General features: G+C 72.2%; 27 protein-coding genes and 2 pseudogenes. 18 read left to right on the plus strand and 11 right to left on the minus strand.

What is annotated here, in order from left to right; genetic code table 11:
- Nucleotides 1-16: 16 nt before the first annotated feature.
- Nucleotides 17-913 (plus strand): ectoine hydroxylase, encoded by an 897-nt coding sequence (gene thpD / locus ACFW22_RS01375; RefSeq protein ID WP_386397144.1) that lies wholly within the window; start codon nt 17-19, stop codon nt 911-913.
- A 317-nt stretch (nt 914-1,230) separates the two neighbouring features.
- On the opposite strand, the pseudogene ACFW22_RS01380 reads toward thpD, so the two are convergent.
- Nucleotides 1,231-1,528: pseudogene (locus ACFW22_RS01380) on the minus strand (SulP family inorganic anion transporter); the annotation flags it as partial.
- Nucleotides 1,529-1,571: 43 nt separating this feature from the next.
- Nucleotides 1,572-2,144 (minus strand): HPP family protein, encoded by a 573-nt coding sequence (locus tag ACFW22_RS01385; protein ID WP_386397147.1) that lies wholly within the window; start codon nt 2,142-2,144, stop codon nt 1,572-1,574.
- Between the two features lie 204 nt (nt 2,145-2,348).
- Between ACFW22_RS01385 and ACFW22_RS01390 the strand changes: the two genes are divergently transcribed.
- The 3 genes from ACFW22_RS01390 to ACFW22_RS01400 all read left to right on the plus strand — a co-directional run bounded on the left by ACFW22_RS01390 (nt 2,349) and on the right by ACFW22_RS01400 (nt 4,633).
- Nucleotides 2,349-3,194, plus strand: coding sequence for an N-formylglutamate amidohydrolase (locus ACFW22_RS01390; protein WP_386397149.1), 846 nt, complete (start codon nt 2,349-2,351; stop codon nt 3,192-3,194).
- Nucleotides 3,191-3,460 (plus strand): DUF6296 family protein, encoded by a 270-nt coding sequence (locus ACFW22_RS01395; RefSeq protein WP_386397152.1) that lies wholly within the window; start codon nt 3,191-3,193, stop codon nt 3,458-3,460. Before ACFW22_RS01390 ends, ACFW22_RS01395 begins: the two co-directional genes overlap by 4 nt.
- 456 nt (nt 3,461-3,916) lie before the next feature.
- Nucleotides 3,917-4,633 carry a flavodoxin family protein gene (locus tag ACFW22_RS01400; protein WP_386397155.1) on the plus strand — a complete coding sequence of 239 codons (717 nt, stop codon included), beginning with the start codon at nt 3,917-3,919 and terminating at the stop codon, nt 4,631-4,633.
- 181 nt (nt 4,634-4,814) lie between these two features.
- Here ACFW22_RS01400 and ACFW22_RS01405 read toward each other — a convergent pair whose 3' ends face one another.
- A complete protein-coding gene (locus ACFW22_RS01405; RefSeq protein WP_386397543.1) occupies nt 4,815-5,111 on the minus strand; it encodes a hypothetical protein in 297 nt (98 codons plus the stop codon).
- A gap of 885 nt (nt 5,112-5,996) precedes the next feature.
- Here ACFW22_RS01405 and ACFW22_RS01410 point away from each other — a divergent pair.
- The 7 genes and pseudogenes from ACFW22_RS01410 (at nt 5,997) to ACFW22_RS01440 (ending at nt 10,530) form a co-directional block, all read left to right on the plus strand.
- A complete protein-coding gene (locus ACFW22_RS01410) occupies nt 5,997-6,128 on the plus strand; it encodes a hypothetical protein (RefSeq protein WP_386397158.1) in 132 nt (43 codons plus the stop codon).
- Nucleotides 6,128-6,868 (plus strand): restriction endonuclease, encoded by a 741-nt coding sequence (locus tag ACFW22_RS01415; RefSeq protein ID WP_386397160.1) that lies wholly within the window; start codon nt 6,128-6,130, stop codon nt 6,866-6,868. Before ACFW22_RS01410 ends, ACFW22_RS01415 begins: the two co-directional genes overlap by 1 nt.
- A gap of 154 nt (nt 6,869-7,022) precedes the next feature.
- Nucleotides 7,023-7,295 (plus strand): annotated as a pseudogene (locus ACFW22_RS01420) (restriction endonuclease); the annotation flags it as partial.
- A 314-nt stretch (nt 7,296-7,609) separates the two neighbouring features.
- Nucleotides 7,610-7,987 (plus strand): MazG nucleotide pyrophosphohydrolase domain-containing protein, encoded by a 378-nt coding sequence (locus ACFW22_RS01425; RefSeq protein ID WP_386397163.1) that lies wholly within the window; start codon nt 7,610-7,612, stop codon nt 7,985-7,987.
- A gap of 69 nt (nt 7,988-8,056) precedes the next feature.
- Nucleotides 8,057-8,236 (plus strand): hypothetical protein, encoded by a 180-nt coding sequence (locus tag ACFW22_RS01430; protein WP_386397165.1) that lies wholly within the window; start codon nt 8,057-8,059, stop codon nt 8,234-8,236.
- A 192-nt stretch (nt 8,237-8,428) separates the two neighbouring features.
- A complete protein-coding gene (locus tag ACFW22_RS01435) occupies nt 8,429-9,703 on the plus strand; it encodes a VWA domain-containing protein (RefSeq protein WP_386397168.1) in 1,275 nt (424 codons plus the stop codon).
- Entirely contained in the window at nt 9,703-10,530 is an 828-nt protein-coding gene (locus ACFW22_RS01440) for a hypothetical protein (RefSeq protein ID WP_386397171.1), read from the plus strand. The genes ACFW22_RS01435 and ACFW22_RS01440 overlap by 1 nt, the downstream gene beginning before the upstream one ends.
- Nucleotides 10,531-10,630: 100 nt before the next feature.
- On the opposite strand, the gene ACFW22_RS01445 is transcribed toward ACFW22_RS01440, so the two are convergent.
- Nucleotides 10,631-11,110, minus strand: coding sequence for a (2Fe-2S)-binding protein (locus ACFW22_RS01445; protein WP_386397173.1), 480 nt, complete (start codon nt 11,108-11,110; stop codon nt 10,631-10,633).
- A gap of 14 nt (nt 11,111-11,124) precedes the next feature.
- Nucleotides 11,125-13,503, minus strand: coding sequence for a molybdopterin cofactor-binding domain-containing protein (locus ACFW22_RS01450; RefSeq protein ID WP_386397175.1), 2,379 nt, complete (start codon nt 13,501-13,503; stop codon nt 11,125-11,127).
- A gap of 279 nt (nt 13,504-13,782) precedes the next feature.
- Here ACFW22_RS01450 and ACFW22_RS01455 point away from each other — a divergent pair, with 279 nt between their 5' ends.
- Together ACFW22_RS01455 and ACFW22_RS01460 are read left to right on the plus strand one after the other, a co-directional pair.
- Complete coding sequence (locus ACFW22_RS01455; protein WP_386397178.1) at nt 13,783-14,400, plus strand: hypothetical protein; 618 nt, start codon at nt 13,783-13,785, stop codon at nt 14,398-14,400.
- Between the two features lie 95 nt (nt 14,401-14,495).
- Nucleotides 14,496-14,933, plus strand: coding sequence for an OsmC family protein (locus tag ACFW22_RS01460; RefSeq protein ID WP_386397180.1), 438 nt, complete (start codon nt 14,496-14,498; stop codon nt 14,931-14,933).
- Nucleotides 14,934-14,977: 44 nt separating this feature from the next.
- On the opposite strand, the gene ACFW22_RS01465 is transcribed toward ACFW22_RS01460, so the two are convergent.
- Together ACFW22_RS01465 and ACFW22_RS01470 are read right to left on the minus strand one after the other, a co-directional pair.
- On the minus strand, nt 14,978-15,670 hold the full coding sequence (locus ACFW22_RS01465; protein ID WP_386397183.1) for an RraA family protein: 693 nt from the start codon (nt 15,668-15,670) through the stop codon (nt 14,978-14,980).
- 134 nt (nt 15,671-15,804) lie between these two features.
- Entirely contained in the window at nt 15,805-17,241 is a 1,437-nt protein-coding gene (locus ACFW22_RS01470; protein WP_386397185.1) for a carboxylesterase/lipase family protein, read from the minus strand.
- A gap of 199 nt (nt 17,242-17,440) precedes the next feature.
- On the opposite strand from ACFW22_RS01470, the gene ACFW22_RS01475 reads away from it, so the two are divergent.
- Nucleotides 17,441-17,806, plus strand: coding sequence for a hypothetical protein (locus ACFW22_RS01475; RefSeq protein WP_386397187.1), 366 nt, complete (start codon nt 17,441-17,443; stop codon nt 17,804-17,806).
- A 53-nt stretch (nt 17,807-17,859) separates the two neighbouring features.
- Here the strand turns inward: ACFW22_RS01475 and ACFW22_RS01480 are convergent, their stop codons facing one another.
- The gene (locus tag ACFW22_RS01480) at nt 17,860-18,468 is read right to left on the minus strand and encodes an NADPH-dependent F420 reductase (RefSeq protein WP_386397190.1); all 609 of its coding nucleotides are present in this window, start codon (nt 18,466-18,468) and stop codon (nt 17,860-17,862) included.
- Nucleotides 18,469-18,703: 235 nt separating this feature from the next.
- On the minus strand, nt 18,704-19,075 hold the full coding sequence (locus ACFW22_RS01485) for a cupin domain-containing protein (RefSeq protein ID WP_386397192.1): 372 nt from the start codon (nt 19,073-19,075) through the stop codon (nt 18,704-18,706).
- A 288-nt stretch (nt 19,076-19,363) separates the two neighbouring features.
- Between ACFW22_RS01485 and ACFW22_RS01490 the strand changes: the two genes are divergently transcribed.
- The 3 genes from ACFW22_RS01490 to ACFW22_RS01500 all read left to right on the plus strand — a co-directional run bounded on the left by ACFW22_RS01490 (nt 19,364) and on the right by ACFW22_RS01500 (nt 21,848).
- Nucleotides 19,364-19,801 carry an SPW repeat protein gene (locus tag ACFW22_RS01490; protein WP_386397194.1) on the plus strand — a complete coding sequence of 146 codons (438 nt, stop codon included), beginning with the start codon at nt 19,364-19,366 and terminating at the stop codon, nt 19,799-19,801.
- Between the two features lie 213 nt (nt 19,802-20,014).
- A complete protein-coding gene (locus tag ACFW22_RS01495; protein ID WP_386397196.1) occupies nt 20,015-20,371 on the plus strand; it encodes a DUF805 domain-containing protein in 357 nt (118 codons plus the stop codon).
- A gap of 187 nt (nt 20,372-20,558) precedes the next feature.
- Entirely contained in the window at nt 20,559-21,848 is a 1,290-nt protein-coding gene (locus tag ACFW22_RS01500) for an ATP-binding protein (protein WP_386397198.1), read from the plus strand.
- On the opposite strand, the gene ACFW22_RS01505 is transcribed toward ACFW22_RS01500, so the two are convergent.
- The gene (locus tag ACFW22_RS01505) at nt 21,826-22,770 is read right to left on the minus strand and encodes a carbohydrate kinase (RefSeq protein ID WP_386397546.1); all 945 of its coding nucleotides are present in this window, start codon (nt 22,768-22,770) and stop codon (nt 21,826-21,828) included. The genes ACFW22_RS01500 and ACFW22_RS01505 overlap by 23 nt on opposite strands.
- A 450-nt stretch (nt 22,771-23,220) precedes the next feature.
- Here ACFW22_RS01505 and ACFW22_RS01510 point away from each other — a divergent pair, with 450 nt between their 5' ends.
- Nucleotides 23,221-23,772 carry a YdeI family protein gene (locus tag ACFW22_RS01510; protein ID WP_386397549.1) on the plus strand — a complete coding sequence of 184 codons (552 nt, stop codon included), beginning with the start codon at nt 23,221-23,223 and terminating at the stop codon, nt 23,770-23,772.
- An 11-nt stretch (nt 23,773-23,783) separates the two neighbouring features.
- Here ACFW22_RS01510 and ACFW22_RS01515 read toward each other — a convergent pair whose 3' ends face one another.
- On the minus strand, nt 23,784-24,305 hold the full coding sequence (locus ACFW22_RS01515) for a GNAT family N-acetyltransferase (protein ID WP_386397201.1): 522 nt from the start codon (nt 24,303-24,305) through the stop codon (nt 23,784-23,786).
- Between the last annotated feature and the right edge of the window lie 98 nt (nt 24,306-24,403).

A 24,403-nucleotide genomic window follows, 5' to 3' on the forward strand; every position in this document is an offset into this window, starting at 1 on the left:
GAAGGCGCTCCGCCCCATGGCCTCCGCACCCACCCGTCCCGTCGACCTCTACCCCACCCGCGGCCCCAAGGAAGAGCTCATCGGCCGCAAGGACCCCGTGGTCTGGTCCGAGCCCGGCACGCCGGGACCCTTCTGGGCCCGGGAACTGGAGGAGTACGACCGCGACGGCTTCATCACGGTGGACGAGTTGGTCACCCCCGACGAGGTCGATGAGCTCCGTGCCGAGCTGGACCGACTGGTCGCCGACCCCGCCGTGCGGGCGGACGAGCGGGCCATCGTCGAGCCCCGCTCCCAGGAGATCCGCTCCGTTTTCGAGGTGCACCGGATCAGCGAGGTCTTCGGACGGCTGGCCGAGGACCCCCGGATCGCCGGGCGCGCCCGACAGATCCTCGGCTCCGACGTCTACGTCCACCAGTCCCGGGTGAACGTCAAGCCCGGTTTCGGCGCCAGCGGCTTCTACTGGCACTCCGACTTCGAGACCTGGCACGCCGAGGACGGCCTGCCCCAGATGCGGACCGTGTCGGTGTCGATCGCCCTCACCCCGAACCACACCACCAACGGCAGCCTGATGATCATGCCGGGCTCGCACCGGACCTTCCTGGGCTGCGCGGGCGAGACGCCCAAGGACAACTACAAGCAGTCGCTGAAGATGCAGGACGCCGGCATCCCCTCCCCCGAGGCGCTCACCACCTTCGCCGACGCCTGCGGCATCCGGCACTTCACCGGTCCGGCGGGCTCGGCGACCTGGTTCGACTGCAACGCCCTGCACGGCTCGGGCGACAACATCACCCCGTACCCGCGCAGCAACGTGTTCCTCGTCTTCAACAGCGTCGAGAACCTTCCCGAGGCCCCCTTCGCCGCCCCGGTCCGGCGCCCCTCCTTCATCGCCACCCGCCCGGAGGGCCTGTCATGACCGGTCCGTGAAGGTGCACGGAGGCGGCGCCGGGCGTGCGGTGACGATCGGCCCAGGACTCCGGGGCGGACCGGCAGGCACGGTCCGCCCCGGAGTCCTGAGAGGTCGAGGACGCCGGGGCGGTCCGCCCGGAGGGTGCGAAGCGTCCCGGGCCGTCTTGGCGACGGACACCGCGAGCCCGACCAGAACGCCTTCGAACACGGGGGAGGTGACGATCGCCACGGCGGTCACGACCAGGACGGGCGCCTCGCCGCGATGGCTGCGCCACAGGGAGACGGCCCCCTTGAAGGGATGGGCTTCCAGCCCGCGTGAACCAGGATCCAGGCGAGCACCCCCTCGACGACCGAGAGCGAGATGCCCCGGAACCAACGGCCCCGACGCAGCGGACCCGTGACGACCTGGAGCAGCCCGGCGAGGAGCACGACGGGGCCGAGTGCGGCCGGAGCCAGGGTCCGGACCGCTTCGAGGACGAGCATCGGTCAGACCCGCGGCCGGACCAGGGACCCGGATGCTGCTGCCCCGCATGAAACCGGCGGCCGAGCCGCCGACGACGCCGGTGACGAGACCGCGTTCGGCGGGAACGCCAGAGGCGAGGGCGGTGCGGAGCGGAAGGGCGTACGGCCGCCAGCCGGGGCACGGACCGGGACCGGCCCTCGGATCACCACCAGTAGGCGGGGTAACTCGGCGCCGAACGCCGGGTGCGGGAGGCGGCGAACGCCGTCAGCACCAGCAGGACGGTGGCGCCGAAGAGCAGGGGGACGAACCTGCCGGGAGCGGGGGCCTGGAGCACGATGACGACGGCGGTCGCGCAGGCCGGCGAGTGCGGGGTGCGGGCCAGGGTGGTCAGTGCGAGGGCGACTCCCGCCGCGAGCGCGGCGGCCCAGGCACTGCCGTTCCCCGCCACGGTCGCCACCGCGTACCCGGCAACGGCGCCGAGGAGGTGGCCCACGATGACGCTCCGGGGCTGGGCCAGGGGGAGCGCGGGAGCGCAGTGCACCAGGGCGGCGCTGGCGGCGAGCGGCGGTATCAGCACCGGCTCGTGGATCAAGGCCCCAATGGCGACGAGGCCGAGCAGGGCGGTGGTTGCTGCGCTGATGCTGTGGAGGGCGGCACCGGGCGCGGGCCCGGCCGGAGCCCTGCCGGCGATGCGCGGGCGGCGCGGTACGACAAGGGGGGCATCGGTGGCGAGATCGGCATCGGGGTCGGGACTCAGGACGGCTTCGGCACTCATTCGCTGCTCTCGGGGACGGGGCTTCCGGGGCGGCTGCCGCGGTCCGGACGGAACGGGGCGGGCACCGGGCGGACGTCCGGTGCCCGTCGTGCTCGGGGATCGGCCCGGTCCGGCGCCTGAAGTCCTGGTAAGGCGGCACATCCTCCCCCACCTTATCCAGCGGTTTCGCCCCGACATGGGCGGGGTGGGCGGCAGGATCGTCGGATGACCGACGTCCCCTCCGGCTCCCCGCCCGGCTTCCGGCTCCTGCACGGCGCCCCCGACTCGCCTCTCCTGCTCCACGTTCCGCACTCCGCCCGCGAGGTGCCCCCGGAGGTGCGCGGGGGCATTCTGCTCGGTGACGAGGAACTCGCCCGCGAGCTGGACCACCTCACGGACTCCCACACGGCGGAGATCGCCGCCGTCGCCGCCTCCGCGGCCGGCACGCGGCCCTGGAGGTTCGTCAACCGGCTCTCGCGACTCGTCGTCGACCCCGAGCGCTTCCCGGACGAACGGGAGGAGATGCTGTCCGTCGGCATGGGCGCGGTCTACACCCGCACCAGCCACCGTGCACCGCTGCGGCCGAGCGGGTTCGACGCCTCCCCGCTGCTCGACCGGTACTTCGCCCCGTACGCCCGGGCGATGGGCGATGCCGTCGCGGAGCGCCTCGCGGCGACAGGACGCGCGGTGATCCTCGACGTCCACTCGTACCCGACCGAGCGGCTGCCGTACGAGCTGCACGGCGACGGGCCGCGCCCGCCGGTCTGTCTGGGCACGGACGCCTTCCACACGCCTCCCGCGCTGCTGGAGGCGGCGCGGGAGGCGTTCGACGGGTTCGGCGGTGTCGGAACCGACAGCCCCTTCGCCGGCACGTACGTACCGCTGGAGCGCTACGGCCGCGATCCGCGGGTGAGCTCACTGATGATCGAGATCCGCCGCGACTGCTACATGAGCGAGCCTGGCGGGCCGGCGGGGCCGGGCACGAGGGCCCTCGGCGAGGCACTGGCCGCCCTGGTCGATGCGGTTCCCCAGGGGCGACCCGACCCGATCGGCGTAAAATCGGGTGAATGAACCCACTCCGATACGAGCTGGTGTTCTCCGACGGCACGGGCTCGCCCCGGGACCTCGTGATCGTGGAGCGCACGCACCTCACGGGGTCCGGAGGCCATCCGGTCTACACCGATGCCACCGGCATCATCCGCGCAGAGATCAGCGATCGGGACGAGGTGCGCATCATCGCCACGGGCGGCCACCAGGAGCCCTCCCAGGGCGTCCGGGCCCGCCCGCTCCCCGACACGGGTCCCGTGGGACCGGAGTCTCCCACCCGGCGCACCTGAGCCCGCCCTCCATCGGCTGGACCCTCAAACGGCCGCCCGAGGTCAGCCGTGCGGAGGGCCTCGTCGAGCGCAGCCGGTCGGTGGGGGAGGCACAGGGCGTGACGACCTCCGTGGTGCGGGCGGTGGACCCGGGGCATCGCCACCGAGGCCCGACCGGACACGGGGAGCGCGGGTGGGAGCGGGACGCCTGGCCCGTACGGCACGAGCGGGTGAGGGCCTCCGAGGCCCTCGTGCCCTGCGGACCGATCCGAGTCGGGGACGGATGTCACCGGTGCGGGCCACGCGGGTGATCGGGGGGCGACTTCGCTGCCGTTGGCGCGGCGCTCGGTCGTTTCCGCCCGCCGGGGCGAGACAGTGGACGGGACTTCCGGCCGGACCGCCCCGGGGCCGCATCGACGTCGCGGCTGGGTGTGCTTCGCCTTCCGACCGCCCACTCGTTCGCAAAGGAACGCACCGATGACCGACGCCGGCACGTCCTACCGTGATCTCCGCGCCCTGGTGATCAACTGCACGCTCAAGCGGTCGCCGGAGCGCAGCCACACACAGGGGCTGATCGACATCAGCACCGGCATCATGGAGCGCCAGGGCGTCGAGGTCGAGGTGCTGCGGGCGGTGGACATCGACCTCGCGACCGGTGTCTGGCCGGACATGACCGAGCACGGGTGGGAGACCGACGAGTGGCCCGTCATCTACTCGAAGGTGATGGCCGCGGACATCCTCACCTTGGCCGGACCCGTATGGCTGGGTGACAACTCCTCGGTCATGAAGAAGGTCATCGAGCGGCTCTACGCCTGCTCCTCGATCCTCAACGAGCGCGGCCAGTACGCCTACTACGGTCGCGTGGGCGGCTGTCTGATCACCGGCAACGAGGACGGCGCCAAGCACTGCGCGATGAACGTCCTCTACAGCCTCCAGCACCTCGGCTACGTGATCCCGCCGCAGGCGGACGCGGGCTGGGTCGGCCCGGCCGGCCCGGGCCCGTCGTACCTCGACCCCGGTTCCGGCGGGCCGGAGAACGACTTCACCAACCGCAACACCACCTTCATGACCTGGAACCAGCTCCACCTGGCCCGCATGCTCAAGGACGCCGGCGGCATCCCGGCGCACGGCAACCAGCGCTCCGAGTGGGACGCCGGCTGCCGCTTCGACTTCGAGAACCCCGAACACCGTTAGGGGCGGGCCGGGGCTCCCACTCCGTCGACGTCAACGGCGTCGGCACGTTCCTCTGGGCGGAGGACCAGGTCCTGCGCCTGTGCTTCGACCGCTGCTCCAGGACACGACGTTCGCCTGAGCCACCGTGAAGGTTCGCCGAGCGTTCCCCGATCCTTGGCGGCAGGCCCGGAAAGCGATCGTGTCAGTGGCGGGGGGCGTCGGGATCCGGGCGAGGACGGCTGTCGCCCGCGCCGAGCCGAGTGGGGGTGAAGTCGGGGTCGGACGGGCTGAGCAGCTGTCGCTTCCGGGCATAGGCGGTGAGAGCGGCCGCCAGGCCGTCTCGGAAACCGAGTTCGTGCGTGCCACCGCCGGTGGTCGGCAGGCTGTTGGCGTAGCGTGCGATCCGTTCCTCGCGGGAGTCGCACCAACGGAGGGACACCTCCACGGTTCCCTCCGTCTCGGAGCACTCGCGCTCGAAGCCGCTCACGTCCGGGTGGATCGGGGCGCCCTGTTCCGCAACCTAGTCCCTCGGGCCGGAAGGTGATCACGATCCCGTTGCCGTCGGCCGGCCCGATGCGGGCAGGCACCCCGACCGGCACGCCTTGCTCGTACTCCAGCACCCAGTGGGCGCCGTCGCGCCGTACCTCTGCCGTCAGGCGGCTCGACAAGGCGTTGACGACGACCAGTCCCGCGCCGAGGTAACCGCCGAACAGCGAGCGCCGGTCGGCGGGTGGTGCCCCGCAGCAGAGCACGGTCAGCCGGGTCTCCGGCGGAGGGCCGTCAGCGTGGCCGGCGTGCCCGACCGCAAGACCCGTTCCGTCGTCGGCGACACGGACGCCGCCGTCGGCTTCGGGCTGTCGCGGGGCCACCAATCCCAAGAAGCTTTCGCCTCGGTCTCGGGACACATGGAGCACCCACCCCCACCGTGCTGCCCCGTCCTGAAAGTGAAGACCTGCCCGGCACTGCGTCCGACTGGTGGCGCGTGGGGGCGCACACGCGCGTACGCGGGGAGCGTGCTCCCTGTCTTTCTCGCCAACTTCGCTCCACCGGGCAGGGTGCTGCGACCAGGGGTTCCTCCGGCTGTCGCGTGGTGCCCGGGTGGTGCGGACGTGGCCGGGGTGGCAATCGGTTCTCCGTGGCCACCTGGCCGTTCACCTCGTGTTCGACCGCTGAGGAGAAGTCGTTGACGGGGGGTGGCCGGTTTGGAGTGATCGCGGTGTGGTTCTCCCGGGTCAGTGTCGGTGGCCACTGCTACATCCATGTCAGGAGGGGTTCGCGTCGGTGCGGCCCTCATTTCGGGAGGGGACAGTTCATGCCGCCTGAGGGGTATCACCGGGTGCGGAGCCACATCCGCCGGAATCCGACCCGTCGGCCTGCGAAGAAGATGAGCCCGTGGCTGATCGGCGGCATCGCCGCCGTCGTGGTGCTGTGGGCGCAGTTCTTCGGGTTCGAGGGGGCGGCGCCGACGCAGCCCCCCGTGCCCGGGGTGACGGCGACGCCGTCGGCGGACCGCTGATGGGGCGGCGGCGGTTAGCGATTCGTCGGCCGCGCGGCGCGGTCGAATACGGGGCGGCGGCCCTGGTGGCCGCAGCGGTGGCCTCCTTGGTGGTGCGGTTGCTCGTCTGGGTGGGCGAGGCGCTGGTGCGGTGGTGGCCCATCGTGGCTGTGCTCGCTCTCCTGGGATGCGCGGCCGGCGTCTGGCGGGCTGTGGCAGCCGCCCGCGAGCAGGCGGCGCGCGCACGGCGTTCGACGGTCCTGCGGTTCAGCCTGGCGGAGCTCGACGCGATGGACGACCGGCAGTTCGAGTTCGCGCTGCGGGACCTGCTGATCCGGGACGGCTGGTCGGCCCGACAGGTGGGGCAGCAGGGCGATCAGGCCGCCGACGTCATCGCCGACCACCCGGCGTACGGGCGCCTCGTCGTCCAGGCCAAGCACACCAAGGTCGCCGCGAAGGTCGGTTCCCAGGTGATGTACCAGGTGAAGGGGACAGCAGGCCCCGCCCACCGCGCGAATGCGGCGACGGTCGTGACGAACGGCGGCTTCACCCGCGACGCCCGGGAGTGGGGAGAGCGGCACGCCGTGGGCTGGACCGATCGTGAACGGCTGCGCTCATGGGCCGAGCTGGGTGTGCCGCTCCACCAGCTCCTGCGGCTTCCCTCCCTCACCCGCCGACGGCTCCCCGGCGCTCGCCGGCCCCGGTTCGCCGCTCCGTACGAACGGGCCTCTCCCGAGGGGAGGACGGACGGTGTTCGGTGAAGACGGCTCCCTCGACCCGTTTCTGAAGTTCCTGCTGTACGCCGTACTGGCCCTGGCCGTCGGAAAAACGCTCTGGGAGCGGTCGACCGGATCCGTCATCAGATGGATCACCGTGTGCGTGTGGGGCGTGGTCGCCGCGCACCCTTGGTGGACCGTGCTCGGCTTCCTCGCCGTCCTGTTCCTGCTCGCCCGGCTCGCCGGCGCCGTCCTCGGCGTTCTCGCCGCACCTGCCGTCGCCGGTGTGGATGCGACAACGGTCGAACCGGAGCCGGTCCTTCTCACCATCGTTGTCCAGGGCGAGCAGCTCAGCCGCCCGGTGAACCCACCGGTCGTGCAACAGTTCAACGGCACCGCCCGCCCGGAACACGGCACAGACCACGCTGTCGTCATCGGCGTCAACGGCTTCGCCCAGCCGGCCTTCGGCTTCGTCTCCCGCACAGCTCTCAGTGTCGGAGACGGAGCGCGGGGTGGCCCCCGAGCTCCACGAGAGCCCGTTCGTCCCCTCGGCCGAACGGGCTGCCCGCCTCGGCCCGGGCGCGGACTACCTGCAGCAGGTCCTGGGCCCCTGCTTCTCGACCTGAACCCGCAACCTGGTCCGACAGGTCCGACACTCCATTCCCCGTTGTCACATGCCTCCCGCTCGTTTCGGCACGACGGGCGGGCCTCCAGAACTCCTCGTCGCGCAAGGACCGGCAAACGGGCCGTGCTCCTCAGCCCGCTCACCCCGAAGGGACGGACTCCGTGGACTTCGACGAAGTGAAGCAGCAGGCGATCCGCATCCATGACCTCTACGACGAGCTGAACCGTCGTGAGCGCGGCCGGGTCTGGACACGCACCGAGTTCGTGCTCGGCTTCATGGGCGACGTCGGCGACCTGGCCAAACTCATCATGGCGGAGGAGGGTGCGAGAGAGCACCCGGGCGGTCGGCCTGCGCTGGAACACGAGCTCGCCGACTGCCTGTGGTCGGTACTCATCCTGGCTCACCGCTACAACGTGGACCTCGAAAGCGCCTTCCACCGCACCATGGCGGAACTCGACGAGAGGATCAGTACACGGCTGTCTCAGGGTGGTGCCCCCAGCACATGGGCCTCAAGCACCTGGTGGCATCGACCGCAGTGACAGGTGGGCCTCCTTGTCCGTGCGGCCCACGAGGGTCCACCACGACGCGCACGTCGCGTTGGCGATCCCATGGGTGAACTGCCGACCGAAGCCGCTGGTCAGACAGGGTTCCGGGGAGTTCCGCCGATCTGGCTCGGCGACGACGGCTCCGTGGTGGAGCGGGTGATCGAGCGGCTCTGCGCCCGCTCCGGCCTCCTCGACGACGCCGGCCGGTACGCGCACACTACGGCCGGGCCGGCGGCCGTCTGATCGCGGGCAACGAGGGCGGCGTGAAGCACTGTGGGCATTCGGCGTGGGGCGCCGGGTGCCAGCCGGGGTTCCTTCCCGAACCCCGCGCACCGCCGGGCCGCGCGGACCCGGAGCACGGCTCGGAGCACGATCCGAAGGCCGGTTACCACCCCCGGTTTTGGTTTGTCGGACGATCATCAATACGATCCGGCGATGATCACGAGAAAACGGCTGGCGACCGGGGCCGGCGCGCTGCTCGTCGCCCTGAGCGCCGCGCTCCTGCCGACGAGCGCGGTTGCCGACGAACCAGCGGCGAAGGAATCACCCAAGGTCGAGTTGGTGCTCGACGTCAGCGGCTCCATGCGGGCCAAGGACATCGACGGCACATCCCGCATGACCGCGGCGAAGCAGGCCTTCAACGAGGTTCTCGACGCGGTTCCCGAAGAGGTGCGGCTCGGCATCCGCACCCTGGGCGCCGACTACCCCGGGCAGGACCGCAAGCAGGGCTGCAAGGACACCCGACAGCTCTACCCGGTGGGCCCGCTCGACCGCACCGAGGCCAAGACCGCGGTGGCCACCCTGGCGCCGACGGGCTGGACCCCGATCGGTCCGGCCCTGCTCGGTGCAGCCGACGACCTCGGCGAAGACGGGGCGACCAAGCGGATCGTGCTCATCACGGACGGCGAGGACACCTGCGCCCCCCTCGACCCGTGCCAGGTGGCCCGGGAGATCGCGGCGAAGGGGATCCACCTCGTCATCGACACGCTGGGTCTGGTGCCGGACGCCAAGACCCGGCAGCAGCTCACCTGCATCGCGGAGGCGACCGGAGGCACCTACACCTCGATCCACCGCACCGACGAACTCTCCCGCCGGGTCCGCCAACTGGTCGACCGTGCCGCCGACCCCGTCGTCACCCCCGTGGCCACCAACGGCGCCGCACGGTGCACCGACGCCCCCCAGCTGAAGCCCGGCCTCTACACGGACCGCGAGACCTTCGGCGAGCACCGTTGGTACCGGGTGGACCTGCTGCCCGGTCAAGAACTGCGGGCCTCCGTCAGCATCTCGGCCGACCGGGCCGTCAACGAGGACTACGGCGTGCTGCTGCGGGCCGTCACCCTGCACGGCCGCGAGATCGTCCGCGGATCCGAGGCGGGCGACGGACGCACGGACGTGATCTCGACCGGACTGCGCTACCCGAAGGCCGAGGCGGACGACGACTCGGACGGGACGAAGCCGGCCGCCGAGACGGTCTGCCTCCAGGTCAGCAACTCCTTCTCCGCTCCCCCGTCGGTCAAGACGACGCCGGGCATGCCGATCGAACTGACGGTGGACGTCGTCGACGGCCCGTCCAGCGCCTCGGACATCGCTTCCTTCGGCCTCGGCCGCGGCTGGTGGCTGCTCGGCGCCCTGGTCCTCGTCGGCTTCCTGGCCGGTCTGCTCTGGGGCTGGCTGTCCCGCTGGCGCGTCGCTGTCTGGAGGACCCACTGATGCGTACCGTACGCATGCTCGCCACGGCCTTGCTCGCGGGCGCCGCCCTGCTCGGTCAGGCGGCTCCGGCAGCCCTGGCCGACACCCCCAGCGCGTCGGCCTCTCCCTCCGAGCAGGCCGGTCCCACGGAGGCCGGCACCACCTTCCGCACCGCCGCCCGCTTCCTCCCCGGGCAGCAGGCAACGGCACAGGCCGCCACCGGTGACTACCTGTACTGGGTGTTTCCCGCCGACACCGGGGAGCGGCCGACCGTGAGGGCCACGGTCACGCTTCCGGACACGGCCCTGCGGCACGGGGCGGCCACCTGGCGCGTCGACGTGTACGACGGCCTGCGGCGGCGTCAGCCGTGCACCTACGGAATGCAGTCCCGCGCGGCGGCGAAGGACGCCGCGACCGTGGAACTGGCCTGCGCGCTGCGCCCGGTCCGGGCCTCGGCCGACGCCTGGTCCCAGGACCCCCTGCCCGGCAGCTACTACGTCCGGCTGACCGTCACCAACGGCCCGGACGAGGACCTCGGGCAGCCCTTCTCCGCCCGGATCGGGGTGGACGTCGCCGACGAGGGCGGGGCCTACGCCACCGACGGCGCCCTGGCCGCGCCGCTGGTCCCGGGGGCGACCACCGCCGACCAGGCCGAGGCCGACACCGAAGCGGGTCGGACCCCCGCTGTGGAGGCGGGGGCTCCGGAGGACGGCTGGTCCTCCGGTTGGTGGTCCGACCGCTGGATCTGGACCCTGGTGGGCGGAATCCTCGCCGCACTCGCCGGCATCGGCGGCTACGTCCTGACCCGCGGCGCGGGCCGCCCGTCCCGGGTGCCGCCGGCCGTCTGAGCCGGCTCCGGACCCACCAGGGGCCCCACCACCAAGACCGGTGGTGGGGCCCCTCGCCGCGGTGCGGAACCGAGCAGGGACACTGCGGCGGAGCCGTCCGTCACTCCATCCGGCGGGCGCCCTCCAGGACGGCCTGCCGGATGCGGTGGTAAGTGCCGCACCGGCAGATGTTCCGGAGCCCCTCGAGATCGGCCTCGGTGACTTCGCGGCCGGCCTCTCTGGCCCGGCGCACCGCCGACACCGCAGCCATGATCTGCCCCGGCTGGCAGTAGCCGCACTGGGCGACGTCCCGGTCGAGCCATGCCTCCTGCATCGGGTGGAGTTCGCTCGCCACGGTGTCCGCGAGCCCTTCGATGGTGGTGATCTCGTCCGTGGGGGCCACGTCCCCGACGCGCACGGCGCAGGGCGTGAAGGCCCTGCCGTTGAGGTGGCTCGTACAGGCCCGGCACACGCCGACCCCGCAACCGTACTTGGGTCCGGTGACTCCGAGGACGTCCCTGAGGACCCAGAGGAGCCGGACGTCTCCCTCGACGTCGGCGGTGACGGCCTTGCCGTTCAGGATGAAGGTGTGCTGCGGCACGGGGGCTCCAGGGCTCAGACGGTGCGGGTGCGGCCGTCGGTGGGCGAGGCCGGGACGGGCGGAACGAGCGGCAGGGGCGTGAAGGCGGGCGGCTCCCCGTGGTTGACGGGGAAGACCGTCGGCATCGTGCCGGTCGCCCGACCGTAGGCGCACGCGACGGCGGCCATGGCGCCGGCGACCGCGAGCTCCCCCGCACCGCCCGGCTCGTCGCTGCTCGGAGGCATCACGATGATCTCCAGCTCGGGCGGGTCGTTCCACTGTCGGGTGTAGAAGTACTGGTCCCAACTGGCCTCCAGGAAGGCCCCGTCGCGCAGGTGGAGCCCGGAGGTCAGGGCGAGGGCGATGCCGTCGGCGATGCCCCCCATCATCTGGGCCTCCAGACCGCGCGGGTTGACGGCGAGGCCGACGTCGACGGCGCAGACCACCTTCGTCACGCGCGGCCCGGTGTAGGCGTCGGGAAGCTTCCGGCCGACGGTCCCGGGCCGGCAGTCGATCTCGGCGAGGACCGCGAGGGCGGAGTGGTACTCGGTGTGGACGGCGAGGCCCTGGCCCGTGCCGGCCGACATGTTCCGGCCCCATGCCCCTGCCTCGGCGACCCTGTCGAGGACGGCGCGGGTGCGCGCGTCCTTCAGGAGCCGCCGTCGCATCTCGTAACCGTCCTGCCCCGTCCGCCGGGCCAGTTCGTCCATGACGAGCTCCTGGGCACAGCGGACGTTGGGCGAGTAGATGTTCCTCATGGAGCCGGTGTTGAAGCCCGTGTCGGTCTCGGCGAGGAGTTGGGTGGTGACGCCGAGGTGGTAGGGGCTGACCTGGGTGAGCTGGAACATCGTCTCGGAGAAGGTGAGGTCGGCGACGGGCAGTCGGGCCGCCTCCGCCGTCAGCACCTCGCCGATGCCGTGTCCGAAGTCCGTGGCCACGGAGGTGTGGCGCTGCTCGTAGGTGAGGACCTCGCCGAGCGCGTACGTGGCCCGCACCCTCGACGTGGACATCGGGTGCGTACGGCCCTGGCGGAAGTCGTCACTGCGGTGCCACATCAGCTTCACGGGCTTGCCGAGGGCCCGCGAGATCTCCGCGGCTTCACGAGCCGCGTCGGAGAACAGCCGTCGACCGAAGGAACCGCCGCCCTCGGTCACGTGGACGCGGACGGCGGCGGGCGGCAGTCCCAGGGCGAGGGCGATCTGCTCCTGGGCGACGATCGGGGACTTCAGGGAGGACCAGATCTCCGCCGAGTCCGCCCGTACGTCCGCGATCGCGCAGTTGGTCTCCAGGGCTGCATTGCTGGCGAAGTGGAAGGTGAAGCGGGCGTCCACGGCCTTGGTGAGCAGAGGCAGCGGCGGTACCACCAAGGGGAGCTCGGCCCGGTGGAGCTCCTCCAGGACGGTGGCGTCGGAGGCCCCCTCGACGGTTCCCGGACCCCAGTCGACCCGAAGCGCACGGACGGCGTCGATGCACTGGCCGAAGGTCCGGCCGCGGACGGCGACACCGGTGGAGACGGTGACGACGTCGGTGACGCCGGGCATCGCACGGACCTCGGCGAGGTTGGTCACGGAGCGGACCGTGCCGTTGATGGTGGGCGGACGGCAGACCATGGTGGGCAGCGCGTCCGGCACCTGGAGGTCCATGGCGAACTGCTTCCGCCCCGTGACCGCTTCGAGGGCGTCCACCCGTCGCTGCCCGGTGCCGATCACCCGGAAGCCGCCGGGGTCCTTGAGGGTCACCTCCACCGCCGTGTCGGTGACGGCCGCCGCCCGCGCGGCCAGTTCCCCGTAGCCGAGCACCGTGCCGGTCGGGGAGACCACGGCGCCGGCCTTGGTGGTGAGGGTGTCGACGGCCTCGCCCAGGGCGAGGGAGGCGGCACGGAGCAGTCGGGCCCGGGCGAGGGCGGCGGCGACCCGGATGGGCGTGTAGGTGGAGTGGGTGGTGTTGGAGCTGCCGGTGAGCTGGTTGAAGAGCAGTTCGGGACGGGCGTCGGCCAGGGTGACCCTCACCCTGTCGAGGGGCAGGTCGAGTTCCTCGGCGAGGATCATGGCGCTGGAGGTGGTGATGCCCTGGCCGACCTCGGCGCGGGGGAGGGCGAAGTGGGCCGTGCCGTCGGCGTCGACGCGGACGGAGATGAGGTTGCTGGTGGGCAGGGCGGCAACGGTGAGCAGCTCGTTGAGGTCGAGGAGTTCGGCCGGCCCCGGCGGTGAGGGGACCAGGGCCGCGGCCTCCTGCGGTGCGAGGGCCTCCCCTCCGATCCGGGCGGCGACGGTGAGGGTGGGGGCGGCGAGCACGTAGCCGAGGAACCGCCGTCGCCCGATGCCGGGGGCGTGCCCGGCGTGCCGGACGGGAGGGCCGGCTCCGTCCGTGCCGCTCGTGTGGTGGTCGTCGCGTCCGGAGTCCCGCCTCGCCATTCGATGTGCCCCTTCGCCATGGTCCCGGCCCGCTACCTCCGGAGGCCCCAGAGGCGACGATCATCGCTCATGGCGTCCGTTTCCGGGGCCGGTTCGCCGGACACCGGGACCGTAGGGTGCCGCCCATGGCCGAAGCCGCACACCCCACCGCCGTCCGCCGCTCGTACGACACCGTCGCCGTCGACTACGAGCGTCTGCTCTCCGACCCGTTGGCACGGACGCCGCTCGACCTGCCCGGTGGTTCCCTCGGCGGGGTGCTCGTGGTACTCGACGGTGCACATGCCGGAGGAGGAACTCATCGCTTCGTTCGGGGAGTTCCACAGGGTCTTGGCTCCGGGCGGGTACGCACTGGTGGCCTTCAAGGTGGGTGACGAGCGGGTGCGCCTGGAGCAGGCGTACGGCCACGAGGTCAGCCTCGACGTGTACCGCCGGTCACCCGACCGCGTCGCGGACCTGCTGGCGTCGGCGGAACTGGTCGAGTCGGCCCGCCTGGTGCGGGAGCCGGACCCCACGGAGAAGACCCCGCAGGCCTTCCTCCTGGCACGGAAGGCGCCCGGCCGAGTCGGTTCTCCCCGCGGGGCGGCCGCCCCGTGGACGCGCACCGGGCCGGAGTGCGGCACCCGAGCGGAGCTGGGCGCGCGAGATCCGGGCGCGCTGACCGCCCCCCGCGATCAGCGCGTTGACGGAGGCCATCGGATCCCCACCGACCGACCTGGCGAGCAGGGCGCCGAGCACCACGGGGCCGAGGGCCACCGCGAGGGCCGTGCCGGTGGCGGTCACGTGGCGGAGGGGGCGGATGCGCCGGGCGTGGAAGGTCATGGCCCCATTCCACCGGCGGACGGCCGTCACCGCATCGGTCGGCGTACTCAGTCCCCCCGTACCGTGCTACTCACCTGACCGTGCGCACGGTACGGGGCGACCGGTTCCGGGGCCGCGACCTCCCGGCGCGTACCGTACGGGGACACGCACGCCGACGAAGGAGCTCCGCCGCCATGGCCGACTACCGGATCGAGACCGTCCGCACCGGGTACCGGAAGTGGACCGCCCGCAATGACCGGGGCGCGGAGGTCTTGATGGCCGCTGCCGATGATGCGGACGCCCAGCCCTCCTTCACCCCGGTGGAGCTGCTGCTCGCGGCGATGGGAGGGTGCGGCGGCCTCGTCATCGACCGGACCGCCCGGGCCGTGGACCACGAGGAGCTGGCGATCGTGGTGGAGGCGGTGTCGGACCCGGAGGAGCCCGGTCGACTGGGGCGGATCCGGGTCAGTTACGAGTTCGAGCTGCCCGACAGCAACCCGAAGGCGGCCCAGGTGTTCGCCCGCGGAGTGCGTCTGACGCACGAGAAGTTCTGCACGGTGAGCCGGACCGTGGAGCACGGCGCCCGGGTGGAGGCGATCCTGCCGGACGGCACCGTCGGTTTCGAGGGCTGAGCCGCCCGGCCCACCGGTGGGCCCGCTCCTCGATCACTCCTCGATCACTCCTCGATCGCTCCGCCGATTCGACGCAGATGCCGGCGGAAGGTGAAGGAGGGGTCCTCGGCCCGGCGCACGAGGTACTCGTCGAAGCGGGTCTGCGTCCGCAGGGTCCGCCCCGCCCTGATCAGGCGGGCCTGCTCCCGTTCCGTGCGGAACAGTGCCCCGGCCGCTTCCAGGACGGCGTCGGCGCGGTCGGCCGCCACGAAGACCACGCCGTCGTCGTCGCCGAAGACGAGGTCGGCGGTGGTCACCCGGTGGTCGCCGAACCGTGCGGTGGCCAGCGCGTCCGGGTCCCGCTCGTCGAGGCGCACGGGGCCGGGCGCGTGGCGCCCGTACGAGAAGACGGGGAGTCCGATCTCGATCAGGTCCGGGGTGTCCCGGTGCAGTCCCCAGAGCACGACACCGACCACTCCCGCCGCACGGGCCTCCAGGACGGCGAGGTCGCCGATGCAGGCCTCGTCGCGACGGCCCGCGTTGTCGATGACCAGGACGTCTCCGGGCCGGGCGTCCATGAGGGCCTCCAGAAAGACGTCGACGCTGCCGTAGTGACGCACCGGCAGCACCCGGCCGGCGACCCGACTCCCCGCCACGACGGGCACGATCCCGGCGGGCGCGACGCGCAGCGGTTCCCCGAGCCGCAGACAGGCGTCGGCGATCAACGGTGTGGAGGGGGCGGCGAGGTCCTTCGTCATGGGCGTTCCGATCCGTCCGAAGCGGGTGCGGCGAACTGCGCGCGATGCCATGCCACCGGGCCGGGCGCCGCGTCGTCAACGGGACGGGCGGAAGCGGCCGCAGGACTCGGAGCTCACGGCTCACGGCTCACGACTCACGGGAGCCGGAGTGCACGGATCGCGCGCAGGGGGTCCCCGGCGGTCCGGGGCTCCGTGTCCCAGATCTTCGTGATGCGCTCCCCCGCGGCGTAGCGCGGCCAGTCGACACCCGGGTCCTGGTCCCTGACGAAGGCGACCCAGGCGCGGTGGAGGGCGTCGGCGAGGGCACGCGGCGGCTCGTTCCCGGCGGCGGCCACGACCCCTTCGGCATCGAGGTGGTCGAAGGCGAAGGGCAGGTCCAGGCAGTGGAAGGCCTGACCGACGACCGGCGAGCGCCAACGGAACTCATAGAACCAGGTGGGGTGTTCACGATCGGCACGGGCGTCCGCGACGGCAAGGTTCGGGGCCCTGAAGATCGTGTCCGTGAGCGCCTGGCCGAAGAGCCGGTCCGCTCCGGCTGCTTCGTACTCCGTGACGAAGGCGGCGGTCCTGACCGGGTCGAGACCGAGGCCGCCGAGCAGGACGGGCAGCGGCACGCCGTCGGGCGGGGGGAACATCGTGAACTCGTCCTCGGTGAAACCGAGCATCAGCGGGACCTCTGCTCCCGCCCCGCCCGCCGTCAGGGCCTCCAGGACGGGAACGGGAATCAGCTCGCCGTCGGCGAAGGGTGCGAGGGGCAGCATCGGCGGCAGGCCCACGAGGTCGGGGCCGGGCTCCGACATGCGGTCCTGGAGGTCGAGGAGTTCCCGGTCGGTGAGGTCGCGGAGGGCGGCGGCGGTGGCGGGGACCCCGGTGCGGGACGTCAGCAACCGGGCCGCCGCCCGGGCGACCTCGGGACCGTCCGGGCGCACGACCGCGCCGGAGGCGGAGATGGCCCCGCGGAAGAGCCCTTGCGCCGACGGGACGGTGAGCAGGACCTGCACGGCGCCGCCGCCCGCCGACTGGCCGGCGATGGTCACCTTGGCCGGATCGCCGCCGAAGGCCGCGATGTTGTCCCGCACCCACTCCAGGGCCGCGATCCAGTCCCGCACCCCCCGGTTGTCCGGGGCTCCTTCCAGGTGCAGGAACCCTTCGATCCCCAGTCGGTACCCGATCGAGACCAGCACCACGCCGTCGCGGTTGAACGCCGCTCCGTCGTACCACGGACTGGCCGCCGAACCCGCGACGTACCCCCCGCCGTGGATCCAGACCAGGACGGGCAGAGCCGCTTCCGGTTCCGGCATCGGAGTGAACACGTTCAGGTTCAGCACCCCGGCACCCGGGATCGACGGCTCCGGGATCGTCGTCACCTCCGCGAAGGAGCGTCGCTGTGCCGTCGGCCCGTACTCCGTCGCGTCCAGCGGTTCCGACCACGGCTCCGGCGGCACCGGGGCCGCGAACCGGAGCTCGCCCACCGGCGGCTGCGCGTACGGGATTCCCAGGAAGCGCATGCTGCCGTCGGCACGGCGTTCGCCGCGGACGGGCCCTCGGGCGGTGGTGACGACGGTGCTCATGGGGGCTGCTCCTTCTACGCGGACACGGGGCCGGAAGGGAAGCCTTCCATCGCACACTTACACGTGTCAATAAAGCGACTGGATCCGTGGACCCGCCCCGTTTCCGGACACCGTTGGGACACGGGGCGGACCGGAGCACGCCGACCGCTAGACTCGGGCCGCATACCGGACCCACGGGTTCTAGGGGAGGCGACCGGCAGTGAAGTGGGGCCCCGATGCCTTGGTGGGGGTGCTCGTCGCCCTGCTCGGCGTGGGTCTGATGGCGGCCGGGATGACCTGGGAGGGCCGGGCCGTACGACCGTTCGCCGCCTCACGGGCACGCTCCTTCGCCAAGCGCGAGTACGCCCGCGACCTCCAGCGGGCGGCCGACCAGGTGATCGCGGCGGCCCGCAGGTCCGCGGGCGAGGGCGAACCGGCGATCGTCACCGTCGAGGCGGTGATACGCATGACGGAGGACCGGTACGGCTACGCCGGGGTCGAGCGCCGCCACGCGGCAGCGGCACTCCGCCGCCGCTTCGAGCACGGGCGCTGCGGCAGCGACTGCGTGACGGACGCCTACGGCTAGCGCAGGTCGCGAGGGCGGCACCGGCCGCCCGGGCGCGGCGGCCCGGTCTGCCGTCAGAGGGCGACGAGGTCCCTGCCGAGCCCGTTGAGCGGGCCACCGCTGTCGAACAGGGGCGCGCCTTCGGCGAGGGTCCCGGTGTCGACGGCCTGGAAGCCCGCGCTGTCGGCCAGTTCGGCCACCTTGCGCTTGGCGTCGGCGTCGTCGCCGGCGAGCAGGACGATGCGACGCCCGCCGTTGACCGCCGGGTCCTCGGCGAGGATCGGGGCGAGATAGGTGTTGAAGCCCTTGACCACCAGGGCTCCGGGGACGAGGGCGGCGATGACCTCGGTGGGAGGGCGCCCTCCGGTGTCGGCGATCTCCAGACCGTTCGCCGTCTCCCGCAACGGGTTGACCGGGACGAGCAGGGTCCGTCCCCGCCACGAGGAGACCGAGGCGACGGCACTCTCCTTCTGGTCCCACTGGACGGCCAGGACGACGACGTCCCCGAAGTCGGCGGCCTCCTGGGGAGTCCCGGCCGACGCGTCCGCGCCGAGCTCCTCGACGAGCGGCGTCAAGCTTTCCGGTTCCCTGGAACCGGCCATCTTCACCCGGTGTCCGGCCCGGACGAGCAGTGCGGCCAACGCCGTACCCAGACGGCCGGCGCCGATGATTCCCACGTTCATGGCCCCACCGTGGCACATCCCCGCCGTGCGCACCTCTCGGCCGACGGCGGGGCGTGCCGTCACGCGGCCGGGCGGACCCCACCGTCGGGGCGGGCGGCCGGGCGAACGGGGGCCACGGCCGGCGGGGGCGGGCCCGGGCGTCGGGCGCTCACCCCTCCACGACGGCAAGGGACACCCGGAAGAGGCATCCGGAAGGGGCCGCACCACCCCTCGGGAGGGGGTGGTGCGGCAACCGTCAGGAGGAGGGCGGGAGGGCGTAGTCGGAGTAGCCCGCCCAGTCCACGATCACACAGGGTTCGTCACCCAGGACCCAGCCGTCGTGTCCGGGCTCGATCTCCATGAAGTCCCCCGGGCCGAACTCCACCGCTTCTCCGTCGTCCATGGCCACCTTCATCCGGCCGCTGACCACGTACCCGATGTGCCGGACCATGCAGCTGTCGGTGCCGGCGATCGGCTTGACGTGCCTGGACCACTGCCAGCCCGGCTCGAAGACGGCGCGCCCCACCGAGCCGTTCCCGCCGGTGAGCACGTCCAGTCTGCCCTTGTCCTCCTCGAAGGGGCGGGTCTCGTCCGCCGCGTCGAAACTCTTTCGCAGGATGCCGGCCATCTCACGCTCCCGGCGGTGGAAAAGTTCACTCCCCGAGTCCGCCTTCAGGCTACGCCGGAACTCCGTTGCACGCCGCATATGTTCATGCGGACGACGGTCCACCCTTGCAGGGAATTACCGGGACGGCATGCTCCTTTGACCGGACCCCCCAGATCTGCAGCTTCTTTTCTGTATACATCCCTTATGGGGCAGACCTACACATAAAGGCCAGATAAGCGCACAATGGATCCGCGACACGAAAGTCGCCGAGCGGCCTGACACGCATGACGCCAGAAGGAGGCGAGTCACATGGCCGACGTCTCTCACCGTCACGGTGATATTGCGGGACACCCCGACGCGTCGGAAATGCGGGACCGATACGCCCGCATGCTCCAGACCCGAGGTGTCACGGCCGTCGAGGAACTCGTGATCCTCGCCGGCGTGTACGCCGCGATCTCCGCCTGGACGGTCCACTTCTCCGCCGCCCGTCCGGAACTCGCCATCAGCAACCTGATCGTCGGCATCTCCCTCGCCGTGCTCGGCCTGTGCATGTCGATGGCTCCCGAACGGTCGCAGGACCTGAACTTCGTCGTCCTGCTGTTGGGCGCCTGGCTGATCGTCTCGCCGTGGGTGGTATCACGGAATCCGGACACCGGCATGATCCTCAGCAATGTCATCACCGGCGCCTGCGTCTGCCTCTTCTCCCTGACGGCGGGCGGGCTCCTCATGAGCAAGCGGAGGACGTGACGCCCTGAACATCTCCCCCCAAACCTGCTGATCCTCTCCCGGAACGGCGGTACCTCCACTCCCGGAGGCACCGCCGTTCACCGCGTTCCGCGGGCGAACGACAACCGCCCGGTAACGAATTGACCCACGCGCTTTCGGCCACATAAGTTCTGGGTAAAGCTTGCTCCACAGGGACAGGCTCCCGCTCACATACCCAGTCCTTGGGGGGACGAAATGAACTGGTACCTCGACGTTCTGAAGAAGTACGCGGTGTTCAGCGGCCGGGCGCGCCGCAAGGAATTCTGGATGTACACCCTGTTCAACTTCATCGCGCTGGTCGTCGTCTCGATCATCGACTCGGTGATCGGCACCTCCCCGCTGCTCTACAGCGTCTACGCACTGGCCGTCTTCCTGCCGGGCCTCGGCGTGGCCATCCGCCGCCTGCACGACACCGGGCGCTCCGGCTGGTGGCTCCTCATCAGCATCATCCCGCTGGTGGGCCTGATCATCCTGATCGTCTTCCTGGCCTCCGACGGCGAGCAGCAGCAGAACGCCCACGGCCCGAACCCGAAGCTGGCACCGGCCTACTGACGGTCCGCAGTCCTTCGCCGAAACCCCCGGGAGTTCTCCTTCCGGGGGTTTCGCGTCGAAGGGGGCAGACGCATAGAGCCGGTACGGAGCGTTTGCCCGCGCCGCCTTGTGCGCGATGGCGCAGGACCCGCTCCCACCGTCCCGCCTAGCCTCGCCGAAACGGCACGAACGAAGGGCGGTACCACCGGTGAACTGGCACATCCACGACTACCGCGAGAGCGATCTCGCCGCCGTCGTCCATCTGATCGACACCACCGCCGAGCTCGGGCAGGAGTCCGTCTTCTCGCTCGCCGAGTGCATCGGCGCCCTCACCACCGGCCAGCCGGCCGTGGTCGCCGTCCACCAGGGCGCCCCCATCGGAGCGGCACTGGCCTGTGTCTCCGGCGAGCGGGCCTGGGTGATGCGGGTCGCGATCTCCTCGGCCTGGCGGGGCCGCGGTCTGGCCAGCGCCCTGCTCGTGGAGTTGGAACGGCGGCTGGTCGCCGCCCGCGTCGGGCGGATCGCCTACGTACTGCCGGAGGAAGAACTCCTCGGCGAGGGACTGTTGAACGCCGGGTACACCCGCCAGCCGGCCGTCGCCTACTTCGAGAAGGTCGAGCCCCTGCACGGGCCCGCCGCCGGGCTCCTCGACGACCTGGGCGGCCGGCTGCTCCCCGGCGACCTGTGGGCGAAGGTCGCCGGAATGGAACGGGAGAAAGACCTCATCGAGCGGCGGGTCGTGCTGCCGCTCGCCGAGCCGGAGCGGGCCACCCGGCACGGGGTGCGACCGCCCCGCGCGGTCTGTCTGTTCGGCCCTCCCGGCACCGGGAAGACCACGTTCGCACGCGGCATCGCCTCCCGACTCGGCTGGCCCTTCGTGGAGATCCTGCCGTCCCGGCTCGCCGACGAGGGGAACCTCGCCGCCGCCCTGCGGTCCGCGTTCGCGCGGATCGGCGAGCTGGAGCGGGTGCTCGTCTTCATCGACGAGGTGGAGGAGATCGCGCCGGTACGCTCCGAACCCGCCCGGCCCGGCGGCATGCACGGGGTCACCAACGAACTCCTGAAGCTGATACCAGGCTTCCGCGAACGGGACGAACGGCTGCTCGTCTGCGCGACCAACTCGATCCGCTCCCTCGACCCGGCCTTCCTCCGCCCCGGCAGGTTCGACTACCTCATTCCGATCGGCACCCCGGACAAGGCGGCGCGGGCGGCGATCTGGTCCCGCTACGCGGACGGGCGCGCGAACGTCGACATCGACGAACTGGTCGTCGCGAGCGAGCTGTTCACCCCCGCCGACATCGAGCACGCGGCCCGCGTCGCCGCCCAGGCGTCCTTCGAGCGGGACCTGGTGGCGGTCGGGCCGCGCAGCGGTGAGAGCCCGACGCCCGGCGCGAACACCGCGGACTACCTGGAGGCCATCGCCGCGTGCCGGCCGACGGTCACACCCGAAATGGTCGAACAGTTCGCCTCGGACATCACGACACACGCCCGGACCTGACGGCGCACTCCTGCCTGGCCGCGTCCAGTTCGGACCGGTCGGGCGGTCGGGCACCGGCCCGGGCCACGGTGACGGCCGCCGCGGCACCGGCCTTCTGCAACAGGTCGACGAGATCCTCGGGACCGAGTCCTTCGAGGGCCGCCCTCCCCCGTCCGACGAGGGCGTCGAGGACGGCGGACATGAAGGAATCGCCCGCACCGACCGTGTCGACGACGGTGACCGCGGGTGCCCCGACGGCGACCGCACGGGGGTGGTGCCGGGTGAGCGCGAACGAGCCGGCCGCGCCCAGGGTCACCAGTACGACGGCCGGGCCGAGGGCCAGCCAGCGGGCCGCGACCGCCTGCGGCGCCTCGCCGGGATACAGCCAGGCGAGGTCCTCGTCGCTCGCCTTCACCAGGTCGCTCCGGGCGACGCACTTCTCGACGCGGGCGACGGCCGCTCCGTGCTCCCCCATCAGCCCGGGCCGCACATTGGGGTCGTAGCTGACCGTGGCGCGCCGGCGCAGCCGCTCGACCTCGGCCAGGACCACGGCCGCACCGGGAGCGGTGACGGCGGCGACGGAGCCGATGTGCACGTGGGCCGGCCGTTCCTCGGCCGTCGCGCCGGCCTCCAGGGTCCAGGCGAAGTCGAAGGAGTACGTGGCCCGTCCGTGCGCGTCCAGTTCGACGACGGCCGAGGGGGTGCGCTCGGGACGCCCTCCGATCGCGACGCGCACCCCCGCCCCCTCCAGGTGGTCCGCGATCAGCCGTCCGACGGGGTCGGCAGCGAGTTGGGTGAGCAGGGTGACGTCCCGGCCGAGACGGGCCAGGCCGTAGGCGACGTTGGCGGGGCTGCCGCCCGGGTGGATCCGGTCGACGGCGCCGGAGCCGGCCGGCGCACGGACGACGTCGGCGACGCATTCGCCGATCACCAGGAAGGACATGGCGCGGAGCTCCTCGGTGTGGGTGTCCTGGTGGCCGACCCGGCCGCCGCAGACGGCGAAGCCGACGGGTCCGTCGGCCCGGTGACGGGTTCGGGGTCGGTGGTCCCGCTTCCCGCAGGGGCGTCCGGCCCCGTCGGCGGTCGGCGGTCGGCGGTCGCCGGTCGGCGGTCGGCGGTCGGCGGTCGGCGGTCGGCGGTCGGCGGTCGGCGGTCGGCGGTCGGCGGTCGGCGGTCGGCGGTCCGCAGATCGTACGCGCCGTCGCGCCGGGACGGGGAGGATCTCGCCCTCGGACGCCGTGTCCCCGGTCGCGCCCCCGGTGATGCGTGGGGGTCCCGTGTCGTGGGGGAAAGCGACGGACACCTTCGGGTCGCCGTCCATAAGCTTGGTCAGCGGGAATGTCCGACGACGGGGAAGGGGCGTGCGGTGGAGACGGTCGAGGGGCTCTCGGTCATGGCGTTCGACGGCGGGGAGGAACTGGAGGCGTGGCTGGAGGAGCACCACGGGGACACCCCGGGGATCTGGCTGTTGCTCGCCCGCAAGGGATCGGGCCTCGCCTCGCCGAACGCGGAGGAGATCTTGGACAGCACGCTCGCCTACGGCTGGATCACCGGCAAGCGCATCGCACGCGACCACCGGTACTACCTCCAGAAGATCACCCCGCGACGCCCCCGCAGCCTGTGGTCCCAGGTCAACGTGCGCCAGGTCGAAGCGCTGACCGCGGCCGGCCGGATGCGGGAGCCCGGCCTCGCCGAGGTGCGGGCGGCCCGCGCGGACGGGCGGTGGGAGGCCGCGTACCCCTCCCAGAAGGACGCCACGGTGCCCGAGGACCTCGCAGCGGCGCTGGCCGCCGAGCCGAAGGCGGCGGAGGCCTTCGACGGCCTCAGCAAGACCGACCGTTACCTGGTGATCCTCAGCCTCTGGCAGGCCCGCACCGCGAAGACGCGGACGGCACGCCTGGAACGGGCCGTGGCGGCACTGGCCTCGGGCGGGCGACCCCGCTGAGGGGCTGCGCGTCATCGGCACAGGCGGTACAGCACCTGGCGGGCGTCCCATTCGACGAAGGACTCGACGTGCTGGAAGCCGAGCGCTTCCAGGAGCCGTCGCGAGCGGTCGTTCTCCTCCTGGGTGAGCGCGACCACGCAGGGCGTGCCCTCCAGGAGACGGGCGACGACCGCGCCGACCGCCTCGCGCGCATACCCGTGCCCCCAGTGCTCGGGCAGGAACTGGTACGAGATCTCCGTCTCCCCGTTCCGCGCCCCCTCCTCCACCGTGACCAGGCCGACCAGGACGCCGTCCCCGGCCCTGGTGACCGCGTGGACCCCGGGCGCCCCGACGACGCGCCGCCGGCGGATCCGCACGACCGGTGCGATGACGGGGCCGCCGAGATGACGCCGCACCTCGGGGTCGGTCCACAGACGGGTCACGGCGTCCAGGTCCGCCTCCCGCACGGGCCGCAGAAGCAGTCGTGCGGTAGCGGGCCACCCTGCGGAGGCGGTCGGCACCGGGATCGGGACGGAGTGCGGAGGAACGGCCACGCCTCCGATCATCCCAGGTTCCGGAGCCTCCCGGAGGGAGGGGGCGACGGCGCTCGGGGGCGGCGCACCACGGGACGGGGCGGCGCGGCGCACGACAA

Origin of the sequence: Streptomyces sp. NPDC058872 (assembly GCF_042743065.1) — a bacterium.
Lineage (GTDB): Bacteria > Actinomycetota > Actinomycetes > Streptomycetales > Streptomycetaceae > Streptomyces.

What these genes read in the sequence shown, in the direction of transcription:
- ACFW22_RS01455 (WP_386397178.1), top strand. Translation starts at nt 13,783, where the DNA reads ATGCCGGAGGAGGAACTCATCGCTTCGTTCGGGGAGTTCCACAGGGTC.
- ACFW22_RS01440 (WP_386397171.1), top strand. Translation starts at nt 9,703, where the DNA reads ATGCGTACCGTACGCATGCTCGCCACGGCCTTGCTCGCGGGCGCCGCC.
- ACFW22_RS01470 (WP_386397185.1), bottom strand. Translation starts at nt 17,241, where the DNA reads ATGAGCACCGTCGTCACCACCGCCCGAGGGCCCGTCCGCGGCGAACGC.
- ACFW22_RS01495 (WP_386397196.1), top strand. Translation starts at nt 20,015, where the DNA reads ATGAACTGGTACCTCGACGTTCTGAAGAAGTACGCGGTGTTCAGCGGC.
- ACFW22_RS01485 (WP_386397192.1), bottom strand. Translation starts at nt 19,075, where the DNA reads ATGGCCGGCATCCTGCGAAAGAGTTTCGACGCGGCGGACGAGACCCGC.
- ACFW22_RS01460 (WP_386397180.1), top strand. Translation starts at nt 14,496, where the DNA reads ATGGCCGACTACCGGATCGAGACCGTCCGCACCGGGTACCGGAAGTGG.
- ACFW22_RS01400 (WP_386397155.1), top strand. Translation starts at nt 3,917, where the DNA reads ATGACCGACGCCGGCACGTCCTACCGTGATCTCCGCGCCCTGGTGATC.
- ACFW22_RS01385 (WP_386397147.1), bottom strand. Translation starts at nt 2,144, where the DNA reads ATGAGTGCCGAAGCCGTCCTGAGTCCCGACCCCGATGCCGATCTCGCC.
- ACFW22_RS01435 (WP_386397168.1), top strand. Translation starts at nt 8,429, where the DNA reads ATGATCACGAGAAAACGGCTGGCGACCGGGGCCGGCGCGCTGCTCGTC.
- ACFW22_RS01430 (WP_386397165.1), top strand. Translation starts at nt 8,057, where the DNA reads ATGGGTGAACTGCCGACCGAAGCCGCTGGTCAGACAGGGTTCCGGGGA.
- ACFW22_RS01510 (WP_386397549.1), top strand. Translation starts at nt 23,221, where the DNA reads ATGGCGTTCGACGGCGGGGAGGAACTGGAGGCGTGGCTGGAGGAGCAC.
- ACFW22_RS01490 (WP_386397194.1), top strand. Translation starts at nt 19,364, where the DNA reads ATGGCCGACGTCTCTCACCGTCACGGTGATATTGCGGGACACCCCGAC.
- thpD (WP_386397144.1), top strand. Translation starts at nt 17, where the DNA reads ATGGCCTCCGCACCCACCCGTCCCGTCGACCTCTACCCCACCCGCGGC.
- ACFW22_RS01395 (WP_386397152.1), top strand. Translation starts at nt 3,191, where the DNA reads ATGAACCCACTCCGATACGAGCTGGTGTTCTCCGACGGCACGGGCTCG.
- ACFW22_RS01480 (WP_386397190.1), bottom strand. Translation starts at nt 18,468, where the DNA reads ATGAACGTGGGAATCATCGGCGCCGGCCGTCTGGGTACGGCGTTGGCC.
- ACFW22_RS01465 (WP_386397183.1), bottom strand. Translation starts at nt 15,670, where the DNA reads ATGACGAAGGACCTCGCCGCCCCCTCCACACCGTTGATCGCCGACGCC.
- ACFW22_RS01450 (WP_386397175.1), bottom strand. Translation starts at nt 13,503, where the DNA reads ATGGCGAGGCGGGACTCCGGACGCGACGACCACCACACGAGCGGCACG.
- ACFW22_RS01390 (WP_386397149.1), top strand. Translation starts at nt 2,349, where the DNA reads ATGACCGACGTCCCCTCCGGCTCCCCGCCCGGCTTCCGGCTCCTGCAC.
- ACFW22_RS01415 (WP_386397160.1), top strand. Translation starts at nt 6,128, where the DNA reads ATGGGGCGGCGGCGGTTAGCGATTCGTCGGCCGCGCGGCGCGGTCGAA.
- ACFW22_RS01505 (WP_386397546.1), bottom strand. Translation starts at nt 22,770, where the DNA reads ATGTCCTTCCTGGTGATCGGCGAATGCGTCGCCGACGTCGTCCGTGCG.
- ACFW22_RS01410 (WP_386397158.1), top strand. Translation starts at nt 5,997, where the DNA reads ATGAGCCCGTGGCTGATCGGCGGCATCGCCGCCGTCGTGGTGCTGTGG.